This window comes from Chloroflexota bacterium (assembly GCA_020161265.1).
Taxonomy (GTDB): Bacteria; Chloroflexota; Chloroflexia; order Chloroflexales; family Herpetosiphonaceae; genus Herpetosiphon.
On the sequence record JAIUOC010000010.1, the window covers coordinates 1 to 17,553 of the forward strand.

12 protein-coding genes are annotated in these 17,553 nt (G+C 51.6%); 7 read left to right on the forward strand and 5 right to left on the reverse strand.

The genetic code is table 11. The features are described 5' to 3' along the window. Positions 1-436: 436 nt before the first annotated feature. Genes LCH85_21085 through LCH85_21100 form a run of 4 tightly spaced genes read right to left on the reverse strand, consistent with a single transcriptional unit; the run spans position 437 to position 4,442 of the window. The gene (locus LCH85_21085) at positions 437-1,186 is read right to left on the reverse strand and encodes an NAD-dependent deacylase (GenBank protein MCA0354495.1); all 750 of its coding nucleotides are present in this window, start codon (positions 1,184-1,186) and stop codon (positions 437-439) included. A gap of 26 nt (positions 1,187-1,212) precedes the next feature. After that, positions 1,213-1,947, reverse strand: coding sequence for an NAD-dependent protein deacylase (locus LCH85_21090; GenBank protein ID MCA0354496.1), 735 nt, complete (start codon positions 1,945-1,947; stop codon positions 1,213-1,215). 2 nt (positions 1,948-1,949) lie between these two features. After that, positions 1,950-3,734 carry a serine/threonine protein kinase gene (locus tag LCH85_21095; GenBank protein MCA0354497.1) on the reverse strand — a complete coding sequence of 595 codons (1,785 nt, stop codon included), beginning with the start codon at positions 3,732-3,734 and terminating at the stop codon, positions 1,950-1,952. Between the two features lie 51 nt (positions 3,735-3,785). After that, on the reverse strand, positions 3,786-4,442 hold the full coding sequence (locus LCH85_21100) for a class I SAM-dependent methyltransferase (GenBank protein MCA0354498.1): 657 nt from the start codon (positions 4,440-4,442) through the stop codon (positions 3,786-3,788). A 142-nt stretch (positions 4,443-4,584) separates the two neighbouring features. Between LCH85_21100 and LCH85_21105 the strand changes: the two genes are divergently transcribed. From LCH85_21105 to LCH85_21115, 3 genes are read left to right on the forward strand one after another with little or no spacing between them, the layout of a single operon-like run. Continuing rightward, on the forward strand, positions 4,585-6,063 hold the full coding sequence (locus LCH85_21105) for an aminotransferase class V-fold PLP-dependent enzyme (GenBank protein MCA0354499.1): 1,479 nt from the start codon (positions 4,585-4,587) through the stop codon (positions 6,061-6,063). After that, on the forward strand, positions 6,039-7,109 hold the full coding sequence (locus LCH85_21110) for an alpha/beta fold hydrolase (protein ID MCA0354500.1): 1,071 nt from the start codon (positions 6,039-6,041) through the stop codon (positions 7,107-7,109). Before LCH85_21105 ends, LCH85_21110 begins: the two co-directional genes overlap by 25 nt. Beyond that, a complete protein-coding gene (locus LCH85_21115) occupies positions 7,102-8,136 on the forward strand; it encodes a HEAT repeat domain-containing protein (protein MCA0354501.1) in 1,035 nt (344 codons plus the stop codon). Before LCH85_21110 ends, LCH85_21115 begins: the two co-directional genes overlap by 8 nt. A 55-nt stretch (positions 8,137-8,191) precedes the next feature. On the opposite strand, the gene LCH85_21120 is transcribed toward LCH85_21115, so the two are convergent. Further along, on the reverse strand, positions 8,192-8,530 hold the full coding sequence (locus tag LCH85_21120; GenBank protein ID MCA0354502.1) for an FKBP-type peptidyl-prolyl cis-trans isomerase: 339 nt from the start codon (positions 8,528-8,530) through the stop codon (positions 8,192-8,194). 115 nt (positions 8,531-8,645) lie between these two features. On the opposite strand from LCH85_21120, the gene LCH85_21125 reads away from it, so the two are divergent. The 4 genes from LCH85_21125 to zwf all read left to right on the forward strand — a co-directional run bounded on the left by LCH85_21125 (position 8,646) and on the right by zwf (position 17,543). Beyond that, complete coding sequence (locus LCH85_21125) at positions 8,646-11,717, forward strand: SMC family ATPase (protein ID MCA0354503.1); 3,072 nt, start codon at positions 8,646-8,648, stop codon at positions 11,715-11,717. 67 nt (positions 11,718-11,784) lie between these two features. Further along, positions 11,785-13,716, forward strand: a complete 1,932-nt coding sequence (locus tag LCH85_21130; protein ID MCA0354504.1) for a DUF4080 domain-containing protein — start codon at positions 11,785-11,787, stop codon at positions 13,714-13,716. Positions 13,717-14,027: 311 nt separating this feature from the next. Beyond that, positions 14,028-15,923, forward strand: coding sequence for a HAMP domain-containing histidine kinase (locus LCH85_21135; GenBank protein MCA0354505.1), 1,896 nt, complete (start codon positions 14,028-14,030; stop codon positions 15,921-15,923). 93 nt (positions 15,924-16,016) lie between these two features. After that, the gene (gene zwf, locus LCH85_21140) at positions 16,017-17,543 is read left to right on the forward strand and encodes a glucose-6-phosphate dehydrogenase (protein ID MCA0354506.1); all 1,527 of its coding nucleotides are present in this window, start codon (positions 16,017-16,019) and stop codon (positions 17,541-17,543) included. The last annotated feature ends 10 nt before the right edge of the window (positions 17,544-17,553 follow it).

A 17,553-nucleotide genomic window follows, 5' to 3' on the forward strand; every position in this document is an offset into this window, starting at 1 on the left:
AAAAACAAAAACTATGATGCATGGAATGTGCTGCGGACGCAGCACCCATCAGTTGGAAAGGTGCGATTTTGGCGATAAAAAATCCGCTGATGTCAGAAGAGCATCGGAGCGGAGCAATTCGTCAAATTGTGTGATGTTGAGCAAACATCGATGCTGTCGGTCAACAGCCTGAGGATTCTACCACCGCTGCTCGTTCGTGTCAAATGAGCCGATGTGGGCGAGTGCATCAGTTGTGTGTGTCGTGACTCGTTACAAGTCATTCGTTGACAGCCCGGGGATTCTACCGCAGATTGCCGCCCTTGTCAAATCCTACAATCCTGAGCCACAAAGCACCACAAAGAGGACGGCAACCGCAAAGCACGCGAAGGCCACGAAGAGACGTTGTTCATCCCTCATCCTTCATCCCTCATCCTTCATCCCTCATCCTTCATCCTTACTACAACGGCCATACTGCTTTGACCAAGGCAGGCAAAATAATGCCACTCGCGCCACGTAAACAGCACTCAAAGGTATCAGAGAGGTACGTTTGGTCAGTATTAACTTCGATGCCATAGGCACCATGTTCAATTGCTGTGACGGGCAAGGTGGCGGCTGGTGGCACTAAACCCGATGTGCCAATCGAAAACACGACATCGGCTTGAATACAAGCAGCTTTGGCATGATTAAAGGTTTTGGTTGGTAACACTTCGCCAAACCAAACAATATCAGGCCGCAGCAAGGCTTGACAACGCGGACAGCGCGGCACACCAATCTCATCATCAGCCACCCATGCCGATGGTTCAATCACGACATGTTCTTTCGAGCATTTGACCCGCCCAATGTTGCCATGCAACTCCAAAACATTCGGTGAGCCAGCCCGTTGATGCAGGCTATCAACATTTTGGGTAATTAGGGTCAAATTTGGCACATGCTCAGCCATCTTGGCCAAGGCATAATGGCCTGCATTCGGGCTAGCTTGATCAACCATTTCACGCCGATAGGCATACCAATCCCAAACCAGCTTAGGATTGCGCTCAAATGCTTCGGGCGTTGCCAGATCTTCGGGTTTCATGCGCGACCAAAAGCCAGTTTGGGCATCGCGAAAAGTTGGAATCCCGCTTTCTGCCGAGATTCCAGCCCCAGTCAAAATTACAATTCGCTCGGCTTGGCGTAAGTGTTGTAGAAGCTCTTCGGGAAACTTGGCCATAACCAACTCCTCTCTAATCAAGTCAATTACTCAAGCGCAGCAACCAATTGTGGTAATAGTTCAGCCAATTTGCCATGGAAGGCATGATCGGTAAAAAAGCCAAAGGTCGAGGGCTGGCGGTTAATTTCAATCACGATTGCACCATGACGTTTGGCATGCAATGGCAACGAGGCGGCGGGCTGCACAACTGAATCGGTGCCAATACACAGAAAAACATCACACATAGTCGCTTGATCAGCTTCGCGCAAGCGTTCGCGCGGCACACCCTCGCCATACAACACTACATCGGGGCGCAGATAGCCGCCAGTTCGCGGGCAGCGCGGCGGAATTTCGGTTTCATCCCACGAATCGACCATGCCGCCATCTTCATAGGAGCGCATTCGAGCTAAATTGCCATGCAGTTCGATCAGTTCACGGCTGCCTGCTCGCCAATGCAATCCATCGGTGGCTTGGGTAATCAGCTTGAACTTTGGCATAAGTTGCTCTAAATCAACCAATGCATAATGCGCTGCACTCGGCTGAGCCGCCTCGGCCAAACCACGCCGATAGGCAAACCATTCCCAAACCAGGCGTGGATTGCGCAAAAATGCCTCAACCGTCGCCAGTTCTTGCGGCTCGTAGCCCGCCCAACGTGAATCGAGTTGCTGGGCCTCGCGAAAACTTGGAATCCCACATTCTTGAGCCAAACCCCCACCTGTCAGCACCGTAATTGATTGGGCATTGCGTAAGCGTTGCAACAAAACGTCTGGCAAATCGAACACGCTCAAGGGGTTTCCTCCTGCTGCAAAAGATCACGCGAAATCCAGCCGGTCATCGCTTGACCATCTTTTTCAAAGACAATATTGATCCAAACAATTCCGCCTTGGGTCACAATCGCATCGGGGTCGGGCGCAACCACGCGGGTGTTGGCCGGAATTGCCATAATGATGTTGCTGCCATCGCTCTTGTATTCGGCAGTTGTGCGAACATTGCTTTCTTGCAAGGTTTTGAACACCAATTCGCCAGTGGTTGTCGGGAGATCTGGCTCATCTGGCTGAACGGTTGGCTGGGGCTTGGCAATATTCAAACTATCAATCCAGCCCGTAATCCGCCGACCTTGGTAATCGTCGATTTCAATTTTGGCCCAACCATTACTGGTTAAGTTGGTTGCAGGATCACGAATCACCACTTCGGTGTTACGCGGCAAGCTCACTACCAAGGCGCTATTGCGATCTTGGTTGGTATACACTGGCGTATTATCTTGCACGATGATATAGGTTTCGCTTTGTTGGCCAGGTAGCAAATTGCAGGCCCAGGCTGGAATCCGCTCACAAGCCCAGGTTTTGGCCGCTCCGCCAACTAGCCAATTGCGCCCAAAGGTAAAGCCCCAAACACAGCCAATCACCAACAAGGTAATTAATGTGAGGCCAAATGCCCGTCGCCAGATAAAATTCAAGCAACCACGGCGATAGGTTTCACGCCGAATTTCGCTGCGCAACTCGCTACGTAATTCTTCGCGGCTAATGCCTTGTTGCACTGGCGGCGCAGGCTGAGGCGCATAATATTGCGGCGGTGGTTGTTGCACTGCTTGTTGCTGGATCGGCGGCGGTGCTTGGCGCGGTGGCATCATCGGCTTAGGCGGCGCAACATTCCAATTGGGGGCTGCACTAGCCGAAGGCGATTGCTGTGGTGGCGGCGTGGGTGTTGGTTGGGTTCGACGTTGAGCCAAATTTTGGCGCATATCGCGCATGGTGTCGCGCAAAGCTGGCAATGGCCGCACCAATTGTTTGGTCGGAGCATCAGCTGCCGAATCAACCGCCGCCAAATCGCGGGCCAATGCCGCAACCGTGGCCGTGCGTTGATCGGGGTCAGCCGCTGTTGCGACTTGGAGCGCTGCCACCAACGAGGGCACAAAGCCATTAACTTGTTGATAGATCGAGGGCATGTCTTTGGCATTGGGGTCGGGCGTGATACCTGTTAGCAATTCGTAGCCCAATAAGCCAAGGCTATACACGATCGAACGCTCATCGGGTGCAGCACCTTTGAGCCGTTCTGGCGCACGATACAGTTGCATATCGCCGCGTAATTCTTCGTTATTTAGCCACCACGGCTCGATTAGCACCGCCCGATCGCTGCTCGTGAGCAAAATCGAGCGCGAGCCAATTGGCGGGGTGGGAGTTTGGGTGTTAATCGTAATCGCCACCGCCCCAACCACTTGGCGTAACACTTCCAAGGCTCGTTCTGCCGATAATGGCAGCCGATCGCGCAATAAATCGCCATCGACATCTTCGGTGATCATATACGGGCGATTGCCGACCTCGCCATTATCATAGACATCGAGCAAGCCTGGATGAGTACGTTTGGCTAGGCCTTGAGCCTCATCATTAAAACGCTTGCGTAATTGGGCATTCTCTAACAAGTCGGGGCGTAGCAGATGGACTAAAACTGAACGATTCAGCCGTTCGTCGGTTGCCCGAAACACCAATGCTAAGCGATTCTCGCCCAAACGGGCTTTCACCCGATAACGGTTATGCAGTAATGGTGTTGAAGGAGCAGAAGGTTGCGTCATAAATTACATTCACCTTGCAACGCCGAGCAAATCTCGACACTACGCCAAGGGCTACGGTTTGACCGCAATAACTAACTCATAAGCATCAGCTTGCCAAGGCCGAATTTCACAATCGCAGCAGCCAAAATCGAAGAATAATTGCTGCAATTGCTGGGCTGTCCAAGCCTTGCCTGGCAACCAACGGGCATGCCGTGGTGTCCAAGTGCTGATGATTAATGTGCCTTCTGGTTGTAAAACCCGCCACATCTCAGCAATGGCCCGCCGTGGACGGGGAAAATATTCCAACGCTTCTAAACATGTTACCACGCCAAAGCTTTGGTCAGGCCAGCGTTGCAAATTATCGCCGCTGCCTTCGTGCCATTGAATTCGTTCGGTAACTTTGGCTTGTTGGGCTTTGATTTGGGCCTGTGCCAACATCGCCGCCGTTAGATCAAGCCCATGAATCGCTCCATGAAACCAGGTTTCTTGGGCCAGCAACAGTGGAACACGGCCTGTGCCAGTACCAACATCAAGGGTCGCCGCATCCGGCATGGCCATCAAGGCAACCCGCAACGGTCCACCAAGGTGAATCTCGTCGTGGATTGTAACATTGCTACGCACACGATCATAAATCGATGCACCACGACTGTAAATCCAGCGCACCACACCTCGGCCAAAATAGCTGCCTTCGCCAATAATAATCAGCCAATACAGCAGCCCAAGGCCCACTACCATACTACTAAAAAGCCAAATCCAGATCATAGGCCGATTATAGCATAGCCCTCTTGTCGCTAGCAGGGTTCGCCGTCTATAATTCAGGCATTGGGCAAACAATCAGCGATGGTCGCAACGAGGCGACTAAGGAGCATGTATGCACGAACTTGCTAGCCACTTCGCAGCTTTTCGCCGTCAGATTGTTGGTATTGATCAGCATTTTATGACACCTTATGGCTCGCTGCCAATAGTTTATGCCGATTGGACAGCAAGTGGGCGTTTGTATGCGCCAATCGAGTTGCAAATGCTGAATGTGTTTGGGCCGTTTGTCGGCAATACCCACTCCGAATCGAATATCACTGGAACCTCGATGACCGAAGCCTATCATTTTGCCCAACGTTTGATCAAGCAGCATGTCAACGCCGCCAGCGATGATGTATTAATTTTAGCTGGCTCTGGCATGACCGCTGTAGTCAATAAGTTTCAGCGCATTTTGGGTTTGCGCATGCCCGAACAATGGGCCGAGCAGATTAAGTTCTCAAAACACGAGCGACCTGTGGTGTTCATCTCGCATATGGAGCATCACTCCAACCATACCTCATGGCTCGAAACCATCGCCGAGGTCGTGGTTGTGCCGCCCGATGATCAAGGGCTGATCGATCCAGCCAATTTGGATGCTTTGCTGCCTGCCTATGCTGAACGCAGCGTTAAAATCGGAGCCTTCACTGCTTGCTCTAATGTGACTGGTGTGCGCACACCCTACCATGAACTGGCGCGGGTGATGCACGCTCACGGCGGGGTTTGTTTTATTGATTTTGCGGCTTCAGCGCCTTACGTTGAAATTGATATGCACCCAGCTGACCCAGCTGCTGCCCTTGATGCGATTTATTTCTCGCCGCATAAATGTTTGGGCGGCCCTGCCACGCCTGGCGTATTGATTTTTAGCAGCAAACTCTACCACAATCGAGTTCCCGATCAGCCTGGTGGTGGCACGGTCAACTGGACGAACCCATGGATGGGTCATAGTTTTGTCGCCGATATCGAAGCCCGTGAAGATGGTGGTACTCCCGCCTTTTTACAAACGATCAAAGCGGCGCTGGCCTTCCAACTCAAGCAAACGATGGGCGTTGAGCAGATCGAAGCCCGCGAAGCGCAATTGACCAAACGTTTATTCCAAGGCCTGCGCTCAATCGATGGCATTCATCTTCTAGCCGATCACTTGGAACAAAGACAAGGGATCTTTTCGTTCTACATTGAGAATTTGCACTACAACTTGATTGTACAATTGCTGAATGATCGCTTTGGGGTGCAGGTGCGTGGCGGATGTTCCTGCGCTGGAACTTATGGCCATTATCTATTGCACGTCGATCCGCAGCGCTCCAAACGCATCACCGATTTAATCGATCAAGGCGATTTATCGGATAAACCAGGCTGGGTACGGCTTTCAATCCACCCAACGACGACCGACCAAGAGGCCGAATATCTGATCGATGCGCTGAATCAAGTGGTGCGCAATGGCTCAGCGTGGTCTAACGACTATCAATATTCGAATAAAACTAATGAATGGCGGCATCGCCGACCAGTTCAGCAGGATATAGGAGCGTGGTTTCAGTGTTGCGATTTGGTCGAGCATTAATTGAATTTGGGCGGGGCTTGGTTGGTTGGCTGGGGCTACTCAATCTGCTGAGTGCGCTCGCCAACCTGCCCAACCTTGGCTGGCTAGCGCAACGTCGGCGTGATGGCCTACTTGGAGCAGTGCTGGCAGTTTGGGGCTGGCGCGGTGGGCGTTGGCGCTGGCTCAGTGTTTGGCTGGCCGTGCCAATTCAACTAGCGCTAGCCTCGTTGCGCAGCTTGTGGCATAACCCGCTGCGTCAATTTATGGCTGGCTCAACAAGTTGTGAGCCAATTCAAATTATGCTTGATTCTGGTGAGCATGTACCAGGCTTGTGGTATGCCAAATCGCACACTAACACGGCAATTCTCTATTTGCACGGCGCTGGCAACGACAAAACCCGCTATGCAACACGAGCCATCGCGCAATTACAACAAGCGGGTTTTAGTGTGTTGGCAATCGATCTAGCGGGCCAAGGCGAAAATCCGCGCACCTTGGATGTGCCTGATAGCAACACTGATGTGGCAGCGGCGGTCGCGTGGTTGCGCCAACATGCTGAATATGTGGTCGTGGTGGCAGTTAGTTTGGGGGGCTGTATCGGGGCACGAGCAATTGCCGATGGTGTCGCAGTTGATGGTTTAGTCATTATCGGTTCGCCGGTTGCGCTTGATCTCAAGAGCAATCATTATATTCGCAGCGAACTACGGGCTTTGCTCCGCCCGCAATTTTGGCAATACCCCGACCGCATGACCTTGTATCAACTGTGGCAGCAATGGCAAGCGCCGCCAATGCGCATTGCCATAGGCTTTAACCAACTGTTTCCAACGCTTAATTTGGCCGATTCGCTCAGCCGCATTCGTGCCCCAATCTTGTTGGTCTATGGCCAACGCGACCGGATTGCACCGTATCAGGCAGTTTTGAGCAACTTGGCGACCATTCCCGACGTAACCTTGCAACTAATGCCTGAACACAGTCATCTGACGTTGCCGATGGAGACGTTTCCGCTAACCGCAGTCACAATCTGGATTCACGAGAGAATTGAGTCGAGTGAAGGAGCAATTCATGTTTGATCTAGAAGTCTGGCGAGCCGAGATTTTGCAACGCTTGCGCCGTTTTGTCCGTGCCCCCCAAACCGAAATGGGTATTTATGGCACTGAACGTCTAACCTACTATCTGAGCAGCTTGGTGCTTGAGCCGTTTTTTCAGGCCTTTACCAACCAGCCATTGCGAGCGGTTGTCACCTTGGCCAATGTTACCCAAACCGCTGGCACCAGCTTTCTGATTCATAACGCCAATACGCTGCGCTATAGCCAACAATTGCTGTGGAGTGAATTTGAACATTCGCCAGCCTTGCGCTTGGTGATCGAGCAAATTTTGCTCAAGCTTGATGTGATCGAGCATCTACTCCACACGCTTGATGATGCCGAAGCCCATTGGTTGCGCCAAAGCCTGAGCGATGAGATTGAGCCATATCGGCGCAACGGCGAATTAACTGAATTGCGCCATGCCCTGAATGAAATTCCATGGCAAACCCGCTATAGCACGGTGCGTTCGCTCCAAACCCGTCGCGGCCACTACACTGGCAGCGATTGGCAATTAATCGAGCAAGCCTTGAGTGATCGAGTCGCCATGGTTCGCGCGGCAGGAGCACGCCAACTTGGTCGTGCCCAAAACAATTTGGCGGCCCATCTACGTGAGCGGCTGTTTCATGTGGCCTTATATGATCGTGATTTGGGGGCGCGGTATGCAGCAGCTCGTTCGATTGGCACGTTGCGCAATCAATTAATCGATAGCATGAGCCGTGAACTACTCACCACAGCCTTGTTTCATGATGATAGTTTTGTGCGTTCGGCGGCTTGTTTGGTGCTTGGGCAACTGGGCAGTGCCATGGTCACCCCCAGCATTTTGGATAGCCTGATCAGTGTGTTGCAGGATGCCGACCCTTACGCCCGCGAAGCTGCCGCCAACGCCTTTGCCGCCATGGGTCAGGCAGCGGCCACTGCCGATGTGTTAGCAGCCTTGCGGACTGCGGTTTTAGATAGCGACCAATATGTCCATGAAGCGGCATTAGGCGCAATTACCGCCCTCAAAGATTAAATAAAAAACCAACAGCCCTCTATTTGTCGAGGGCTGTTGGTTTTATCAAACAAAATTAACGAACCCCGATCAACTCCACATCGAAAATCAATTCAGCATTCGGTGGAATCACACCAGGGTAACCGCGTTCGCCATAGGCCAAATTGCCTGGAATATACAAGCGCCGCTTACCACCAACATTCATCGTCGATAAGCCTTCATCCCAGCCTTTGATCACTTGGCCAACGCCTAAAATAAATTCAAATGGCTCGCCTCGATCAACCGAGCTATCGAATTTGGTTCCGTTGGTAAGTGTGCCTGTATAGTGAACAATCACCGTTTGGCCAGCTTTAGGTTGCGCCCCTGTTCCGACAACCTGTTCTTCGTAGCGCAAGCCCGATGGAGTTGTTTGCATCGAAAGAGCCTCCTCTGAGATTGATTGGGCCAATTATCAAGGAACATAGGAAAAATCGCAATTCAGGCTATAATAGAAACTAGCAAATTTGTACGCTTGGGTAGGAGTGCGCCGGATGTTGCCAGAGAAGCTGCGTGTTCGTAATTTTATGTGTTATCGCGATGATGTGCCGACCCTCGATTTCGAAGGAATTCGGGTTGCTTGTTTGTCGGGCGAAAATGGCGCTGGCAAATCAGCCTTGCTCGATGCAATCACCTGGGCGCTTTGGGGCAAGGCCCGCGTTTCCTCTGACGATGAATTGATCGCCTTGGGCGCACAAGAGATGGAAGTTGATTTGCAATTTAGTGTTGCAAAAACCTCCTATCGCGTCTTGCGTCGCCGTTCCTCAGCCAAACGCGGCCAAACCATCCTCGAAATTCAAGTTAACGATGGTGATAATTGGCGGGCAATTTCTGGCAATAGCATCCGCGAAACCCAAGAGATCATTCATTCTGTGCTGCGCATGGAATACGATACCTTCATTAATAGTGCTTTTTTGGTGCAAGGCAAGGCCGATGAATTTACCCGCAAAGCGCCTGCTGAACGCAAACGGGTACTGGCCGAGATTTTAGGTCTCGATGCCTACGAACAGCTCGAAGCCCGCGCCAAAGAGCAAGTTCGCTACTTCAGCGACCGTGCTCAAGGTCTTGAAGGCACAATCAGCAGCTACCGCGAATGGGTCAATAAACGTGATTTTTATCTGAGCCAAGAGGCCGAAGCGCAACAGCGGGTGCAGCAGCTTAGCCATGAAATCGAGCAAGCAACATTAATATTTGAGCAAGCCGACCAACAACGCCGCGCACTCGAACATCGTAAGGCCGAACGCGACCGCGAGCTAAGCCGCAGCCGTGACCTCGAACGCCAAATTGCCGAAAGCGATGGCGATTATCGCCAACTGGCTCAGGATATTGGTGTGGCGCAAGCGATGGTCGCACGTCAAAGCGAAATTGAAACCAATTTTCAAGCCTTGCAAGCTGCGCGTGAAGAGTTAGTGGTGCTTGATCGCTTGCGTGAGCAAATTGTCCAGCTCAACGATCAATACAAAGAGCAACGCGCTTTGGTCGAGCGCGAAGAACTTTCGTTGCAACATCAACTCCAGCAATATCAGCGCGATCAGCAAACTAACGCCGAATTGATCGCCAATAAAGCCAGTAAGCAAGCAGATTTGGCAGCCTTGGCCGAGCAATTAGCCGGTTTTGCCGATGATCAACGCCATTTAGATCAAGCCCGCAGCCAGCGCAACGAGCTAGAGCAACAAAGCACCAACTTAACTCAATTGCAGGTTGAGGTGCAACGCTTGCAAGGCTTGATCAATGTGCGCGGCGATTCGCTGATTGCCGCACGCGAGGAGCAAAATCGTCGGATTATCGAGGCCGACAATGTTTTGGCCAACGAATCGCGCTGGCGCAGCGAATTTGAAACCTCGGTTGCCCAACAAAAAGCCCTGATTCGCGATGAGCGCAAGCTCCAAGAAATGCGCAGCCGCGACCAACAAGATGCTAAGCAACTGGGCGAACTATCGGCTCAAGAGAGCAATTTAAAGCAACTTGGTAAGCAAATCAACGATAAAATCGACCAACTGCGGGCAACCCACGATACCCACTGCCCACTCTGCCAGAGCGATATCGGCCAGCATGGCATTCACCAAGTGATCGAACAATATATCGTTGAACGCGACGATCTGCGTGATCAATATCGTGAGGCCAGCCAAGCTCGCAAACAACTAAGCAACGAATATGATGCTCGCCAACGCGAAATTCAAGGGTTGGAGCGTAAAGTCGCTCAGCTGAGCACGCTAGCCGCAGCAGTTGGCCGCTTGGAAGGCCAAATCAGCGAGGCCCAAGAACATCGTACCAAACGCAGCGAAGCCGAAAGCACCTTGCGCGATTTGAATCAGCGGCTTGAACATGGCGATTTTGCTCATGAAGAACGCGCTGCCTTAGCCCAAGCCCAAACTGAAATCGCCGAATTATGCTTTGATCAAGCGGCACTTGATGCTCAGCGCCAAGCCAATGGCCGATTAATCGCCCAGCTTGAGCAACGGTTAGCCCAACGTGGCACAATCGAGGCCAAAGCTGCCGTACTCCAAGAACAACTTGAGCGCATTCAGGCAGCTGAAACCCATAATGCCACCTTGCATGAAACAATTTTAAGCTTGCAAGTCCAGCTCGATAGTCAGCAATTTGCCCAAACTGCGCGGCAACAGGCCGAGGCAATTTACCAGCAAATGGCTGAATTAGGCTATGCCTCGCAACGCCATCAAGAAATGCGCGACGCGGTTGCCAGCCTTGGTCATTGGGAAGGCGAGTATCATCAATTGCGTTCGGCGCAAACCAACTTGGCAACCAACCAACGCCAAGCCCAGCGTTTGGCTGAATTGATCGAGCGCCAACGCCAAGATTTAGCCCAAATTCAGGTAACGGTCAATCAACTCAATCAAGAATTGGCTCAATTGCCAGCCGCTATTCAAGCTGCCGAAACCGCTCAACGCACAATCAACGAGTTTCGTGGGCGTTTGGCTGTCGCTCAAAAAGATTTGGGTGCGGCGCAGCAAAACGTCCAGCATGTGGCTCAAGTCGCTGAGCAGTTGGCCGCAGCCGAAAAAGAATTGCTCTCGGTACAAGATCAACGCGATGTTCACAACGAACTAGTGCGGGCCTTTGGCAAAAAAGGCATTCAAGCAATGCTGATCGAAACAGCGATTCCTGAGCTTGAGCGCGAAGCTAACGAATTGCTCAGCCGCATGACCGACAACCAAATGCACCTGCGCTTTGAAACCCAGCGCGAAACCAAAAAAGGCGATACCAGCGAAACTCTCGATATTCAAATTGCCGATGAACAAGGCACACGTCGCTACGATTTGTATAGCGGTGGCGAGGCCTTCCGCATCAACTTTGCAATTCGGATTGCCATGAGCAAAATGCTGGCTCGTCGTGCTGGAGCCAACTTGCAAACATTAATCATCGACGAAGGCTTTGGTTCACAAGATGGTCGCGGGCGCGAACGCTTGGTCGAGGCTATTACCCAAGTTCAACCAGATTTCAGTCGCATCTTGGTAATCACCCACATCCAAGAATTGAAGGATCAATTTCCGGTGCAGATCGAAATTACCAAACACGACAACGGCTCACGTTGGGCAGTGAATTAAAAAAGCATAGAACATAGCCGAAATTGTGGTTACTCTGCGCCTCTGCGTTTAAACAGAAATGTATTTCATGCTAAAAATCATGCTACTCCAACTGCCAGTGCCTAGCAATCCGGCGGCGAATGTGCCGCTGGCAGCGGGCTACCTCAAAGCATGGGCTTACAACCAAGGCTTACTTGAGCGTATGCAAATTGAAATTGTGCCACGCGATATTGCCGACCGTGGTGGCGATCGCCTGATTTGTAACTGGATCGTCGCTCAACAACCGCATGTACTTGGGATTTCGCTGTATACCTGGAATAGCGAACGTTCGTTGCAGCTTGCCAGCCAACTCAAACAAGCATTACCAAATTTGATCGTAGTGGTTGGCGGCCCTGAAGTGCAGCGCAATAACACCTGGGTTTTGCACCATCCAGCGGTCGATATTGCGGTAGAAGGCGAGGGCGAACAAACCTTTAGCGAATTATTGCTAGCCCTCGAACACCAGCACCAGCAAATTAGCTTGCCGATGCAGAACCAAACCCAATTGCCCTACCCGCTGGTAGCTGGCACATTGCAATATCACGCGGGCCAATTGCATGCTGGCTTGCCACGCCCCGCCATGGGTAGCCTTGATCCAATTCCATCGCCCTATTTGCTCGGCTTTTTGGAGCTGCGGGCTGGCGAAATTGCCTTTATCGAATGTTCGCGCTGGTGTCCTTATGGCTGTACCTTCTGTTTGTATGGCCGCAACATGGGCACAAAATTGGGTGGCCGGATGTTTGGCAGCCAACGCGTATTGGATGAAGTGGCCTGGGCACGCCAGCAGGGAGCACGGGCAATTCATTTTGTTGAGGCTAATCTCAATTTGCTGCCCAATTTTCGCGAATTGATGCGCGGCCTACAAAGCATCAATCAGCCTGAGCCAACCCCAATTTATGCCGAATTACGTGGCGAACACCTTAAGCCGGAAAGTGTTGAGGCCTTGGTGCAAGCAGGCTTGACCGTGGCCGAAGTTGGCTTGCAAAGCGCCAATCGCACGGCCTTGCAAGCGGTTGGGCGGCGTACCGACCTCGAAAAATGGGCCGAAGGCACACGCCGTCTGTATCAGCATAACGTTGATGTGCTGCTTGATGTCATTTTGGGCTTGCCCGAAGATGATGCTGCCAGCACCCACGCTACGATCGAATGGATTCAGCTGCAACAGCTTGGCGATTACGATATTTTTACTTTGCAAGTGTTGCCCGGCACAGGCGTGCGCAACGATGCCGAACGCTTTGGCATGCACTTTCAAGATCGCCCACCCTACTACATTTTGGCCAATCATTGGCTCAGCTACCAACAACTTCGCGCCCTACGCTGGGATTTGCGTGAACAAGCAGGGCTTGATCCCTTGGCAATCGAAGGCATGCCGCAACCAGCTTGCGATGTTTGGCTCCAAGCCTGCGAGCAAGCAATTCGCGTGATCGATCAGCCAATTCGTAGCATCATTTTGGATTGTCGGGCTGAATTTAGTTTAGACGAATGGCGGGAGCAAGGCCAACAGTATGCTGATCAGGTTGCCAGCCATGTGGTAATCGTAGCTCATCATAGCGATTTAGCGGTGATTGAGGCTTTTTGCTGGCCCATCGCCCAAGCCAACCTCACCATTCACTGGGATATTGTGCTCGATCAGCCACTTGCCCCCAACGCATTACGTCAACTTCAACAACGCTGGCCGCATACCATTGGCTATCTCGATCGCATTGCGGTCTATCGGCGCTGGCAAGCCGAGCCTGCATGGGTGCAAGTCACACCGCGCTGGTGGATTCGTTGCAATTGGCAACAAGCGCTTGATCCATTGAGCTACGAAGGCCTTGCCGAGGTCGTTTGGCAAGTCGATGCCGCTCAGGCTCATACAGCGATTCCTGTTCTGAATCGACGAGGTGGCACGGGGATTGTAATCGAAGCTAAGCAATTTGAGCCAACATGGCAGGAACTAAGTGAGCATTTAGCAATTTTGGCTCCCCTGCCACCGATTTAAATACTCCAAGGACATCAAATTAATCGAGTTTCGGTCTATTTGAAATTATTGAGATCAATTACCACCCTTCCGTCCTTCTGCCGCAGGGAAACGCAGTGGGCTTTACCACCTCGTCAATTCTCATCCTTCGCGGTTTCCGAATTGCCGAACCCTCCAAGCTATTGGCAAAACCATAGTCATGCCCCACGCTTGAGATCAGTATAGGCAAAAACCCACCCTACAGTCGGGACTAAGGTATTAGCAAAATCAATTCTATCAGCCATCGTAGCTGAGTACAATAGATGCATCATGGGCATTTGGGAGGGCCAGCTATGCATTATCTCTTCGATCATCCAACCTGTATTCGGCGTACATCGCCCCAACATTTAGCAAGTTATGCCTATGGCGTGCGGGCAAGCTGCTCGGTGCGCCATCCGGCTGGCGATGGGGTCGATGACCCACGCTTCTTATTATTTGGCCCCCAGCGTGGCAATTATCGCCATTGGTTCGATACCTATGAAATTAAGCCCGATAATGCTCCCGATTGGTATGCCCTAACCTTTCCCAAGCCTACCAAATTAAATGTGGTTTATTGGATGCATGGCCCCATGTTCGATGATCATGGCTGGTGGACTTCGCTCCAGGTCGAATATCGCGATGCTGAAGGCGCTTGGCATAAGGTTGACGATTTACAGATCACGCCGAATTACCATTTTAGCCCGCAACGCGGCGATCGTAAGCCATTTAGTGCCTACGCAGCCCATTTCAATCCAGTTCGAACCAGTGCGATTCGGCTGATCGGCCAGCCCAGCGGCAAGCCCCAAATTACCACAATGGCCTATCTTGCCGCCGATTGGAGCACCTGCGAAGGCATCGCCGCCCACTTGCGCCATATTCAGCAACCATTACCCGCTATTTTTGATCTGCTACCAGCCAATACCTTGTGGGATACCTTAGCCAGTCTGCGTGATTTAACCAAAATTGCCTTTGATCTACAAACTAGCGCGGGCCTAGGGCTTGACCATTTTCTTGAGCCACAGCATTATCAACGGTTTCACGACAGCCAGCGTCAATGCTTCGCCGATGATTCGCTGTATCAATTAATTGGTCAGCACGCTGGTTGGCGTAAGCTGGGCCAAACGATCGAGCAAGCTCGCGAACAAGCCTATGAAACCAAACAACCAGTCATCGCCCAACATCATGGCGGCTTGGTCTGGCTGGTCGTGCCAGTCATTAGCAATGATCACGTTTTAGGCACAATCGAAAATCGCAATTTTATCGCCCAAGAACCAATCGATTGGCAATGGCATCGCTGTTATGCCCAAGAATTGGGGCTGGATTGGGAGCGTTATCATACGGCATTGGAGCAAATCAGCACGTTCAGCCAACAACAAATCAATGCCACAATCAATCATGTGCAGCAGCTGGTGCGCCTAGCGCAACAATTACTCAAAGATAGCCAAGAAATTCATACGCTGAAAAGTAGCGCTTTGGCTGCTGAGGTGTTTAGTCGCTCCAAAAGTACCTTTATGAGCATGATGAGCCATGAATTACGCACCCCGCTGAATGCAATTATTGGCTATAGCGAGCTGCTCATCGATGATTTGAGCGCAACCAACCAACAACAATCAACTGATGATGCTCGCCAAATTCGCAGCGCAGGTCGCCATTTACTGCATGTGATCGAAACAATTTTGCAGGTATCCAACTTAGAATCAGGCGCATCAAATGTGCATTACGACGATGTTGATCTCGAAATGCTGACTAATTCGTTAGAGCTGAGTTTGCGCACTCAATTTCAAAAACGCAGCAATCAACTTGAAATTAAGATCGATCCCAATGCCTCGTGGGTCTATTCAGATAGCTCGAAAGTGCGCCAGATAATCTTCCAACTGCTGAATAATGCCAATAAATTTACCGATCATGGTCAAGTGCGACTGACGATTGCCCCTGATAGCCTTGATCCCGAAATGCTCGCATTCGAGGTTTGCGACACAGGCATTGGGATTGATCATGAGCATTTGCCGCTCTTATTTGCTGAATTCAGCCAACTTGATGCCTCAAGCACTCGCCGCTACGATGGCACAGGCATGGGCTTGGCGCTCTGTCGCCACTTGGCGCGGCTACTTGGCGGCGATATTCGGGTTTGGAGTGAGCCTGGCATTGGCTCGACCTTTACCCTTGCCATCCCGCGCCAAAGCGTGATGACTCCAGTTAACGACCTCTGATCATTTAGTAAAACAGTGCTATGCTATAAGGCGCAACGGGGCTACACGGAAGGATGTAGCCCTGTCATTATGCGTGGTTCCTAAGGAGGGCTTGTGGAACAGCCAAATCCTTTGCGAGCAGGCTTACGAATTGCTCGCACCCCTGAAGCATGTACTGTGGTGATTTTCGGCGCGACCGGAGATCTCACTGCCCGTAAATTATTGCCTGCACTCTACAACCTCGCCCGTGAAGGCATGGTTCCGGCAGGCTTTTCGTTGCTTGGCGTTGGTCGTCGCCCATGGAGCGATGATGATTTTCGCGCTGAAATGCGCAAAAGTGCCGAGCAATTCTCGCGGGTTCAGCCAATTAACGAAGAAGTTTGGCAAACCTTTGCCGAAGGTTTATTTTGGGTTGGTGGCGAGTTTGGCGATATCAATACCTACGAGCAAATCGCTAGTCGCCTTGAACAAATCGATCAGCAACGCGGTACTGCTGGCAATCGGCTCTTTTATTTGGCAATTCCCCCATCGTGGTTTGATGATGCGATTAGCAATTTGCAAAAGGTCAATCTGACCAATCAAAGCCATGGCTGGTCACGGATTATCGTTGAAAAGCCGTTTGGCCACGATTATAAATCGGCTCAAGAACTCAACGATCTGGTCAGTCGCGCTTTTGATGAAAGCCAAGTCTATCGAATTGACCATTACCTTGGCAAAGAAACCGTCCAAAACCTGTTGGTAGCGCGTTTTGCCAACGCGATTTTCGAGCCAATTTGGAACCGCAACTACATTGACCATGTGCAAATCACGGTAGCCGAAAGCCTTGGCATCGGCAGTCGTGCAGGGTTTTATGAGGAAGCGGGAGCCTTGCGCGATATGATCACCAATCATATGATGCAATTGCTGACCCTGACCGCCATGGAACCACCAGTCGAGTTCAACGAGCATGAAGTGCGCAGCGAAAAAGTCAAAGTCCTGCATGCAATTCGCCCGATGAATGCTACTGATGTTGATCAATTTGCGCTGCGTGCTCAATATGATCATGGTACAATCAATGGCGATGAAGTGCCCAGTTACTTGGCAGAGAAAGGGGTCAACCCAGCCTCACGCACACCCACATTCGTTGCGCTTAAATTCGAGATCGACAATTGGCGCTGGGCGGGCGTACCATTCTACTTGCGCACTGGCAAACGCTTGGCTAAACGGGTCACCGAAATTGCGATTCAATTCAAAAAACCGCCGCTGCTGCTCTTCCCCGAAATCCGCGATGAGATTGAATCGAACGTCTTAGCGCTGCGCATTCAGCCCAACGAAGGCATCACCCTCAAATTTAGCGCCAAGCAACCAGGCCAACGCATGATTATCCATCCGGTTAATATGGATTTCCGCTATGGCTCATCGTTTGGGGTAGCTGCGCCCGAAGCCTACGAACGCTTGTTGCTCGATGCAATGCTCGGCGACGCAACCCTATTTACCCGCCGCGATGAGGTCGAAGCCCAATGGGCCTTGATGACTCCCATCCTTGAGCGCTGGGAAAACGACGGCGTTGAGCACTTGCCACACTACGAGGCAGGCACGTGGGGGCCAGAGGAATCTGATCAATTTATGCAACGTGATGGCCGTGAGTGGCGCAAATTGTAGGAGGTGGCAA

Bases quoted from the DNA above. Each gene is read 5' to 3' on its own strand.
- LCH85_21115 (MCA0354501.1), top strand. From the start codon at position 7,102: ATGTTTGATCTAGAAGTCTGGCGAGCCGAGATTTTGCAACGCTTGCGC.
- LCH85_21135 (MCA0354505.1), top strand. From the start codon at position 14,028: ATGCATTATCTCTTCGATCATCCAACCTGTATTCGGCGTACATCGCCC.
- LCH85_21120 (MCA0354502.1), bottom strand. From the start codon at position 8,530: ATGCAAACAACTCCATCGGGCTTGCGCTACGAAGAACAGGTTGTCGGA.
- LCH85_21105 (MCA0354499.1), top strand. From the start codon at position 4,585: ATGCACGAACTTGCTAGCCACTTCGCAGCTTTTCGCCGTCAGATTGTT.
- LCH85_21095 (MCA0354497.1), bottom strand. From the start codon at position 3,734: ATGACGCAACCTTCTGCTCCTTCAACACCATTACTGCATAACCGTTAT.
- LCH85_21125 (MCA0354503.1), top strand. From the start codon at position 8,646: ATGTTGCCAGAGAAGCTGCGTGTTCGTAATTTTATGTGTTATCGCGAT.
- LCH85_21130 (MCA0354504.1), top strand. From the start codon at position 11,785: ATGCTAAAAATCATGCTACTCCAACTGCCAGTGCCTAGCAATCCGGCG.
- LCH85_21085 (MCA0354495.1), bottom strand. From the start codon at position 1,186: ATGGCCAAGTTTCCCGAAGAGCTTCTACAACACTTACGCCAAGCCGAG.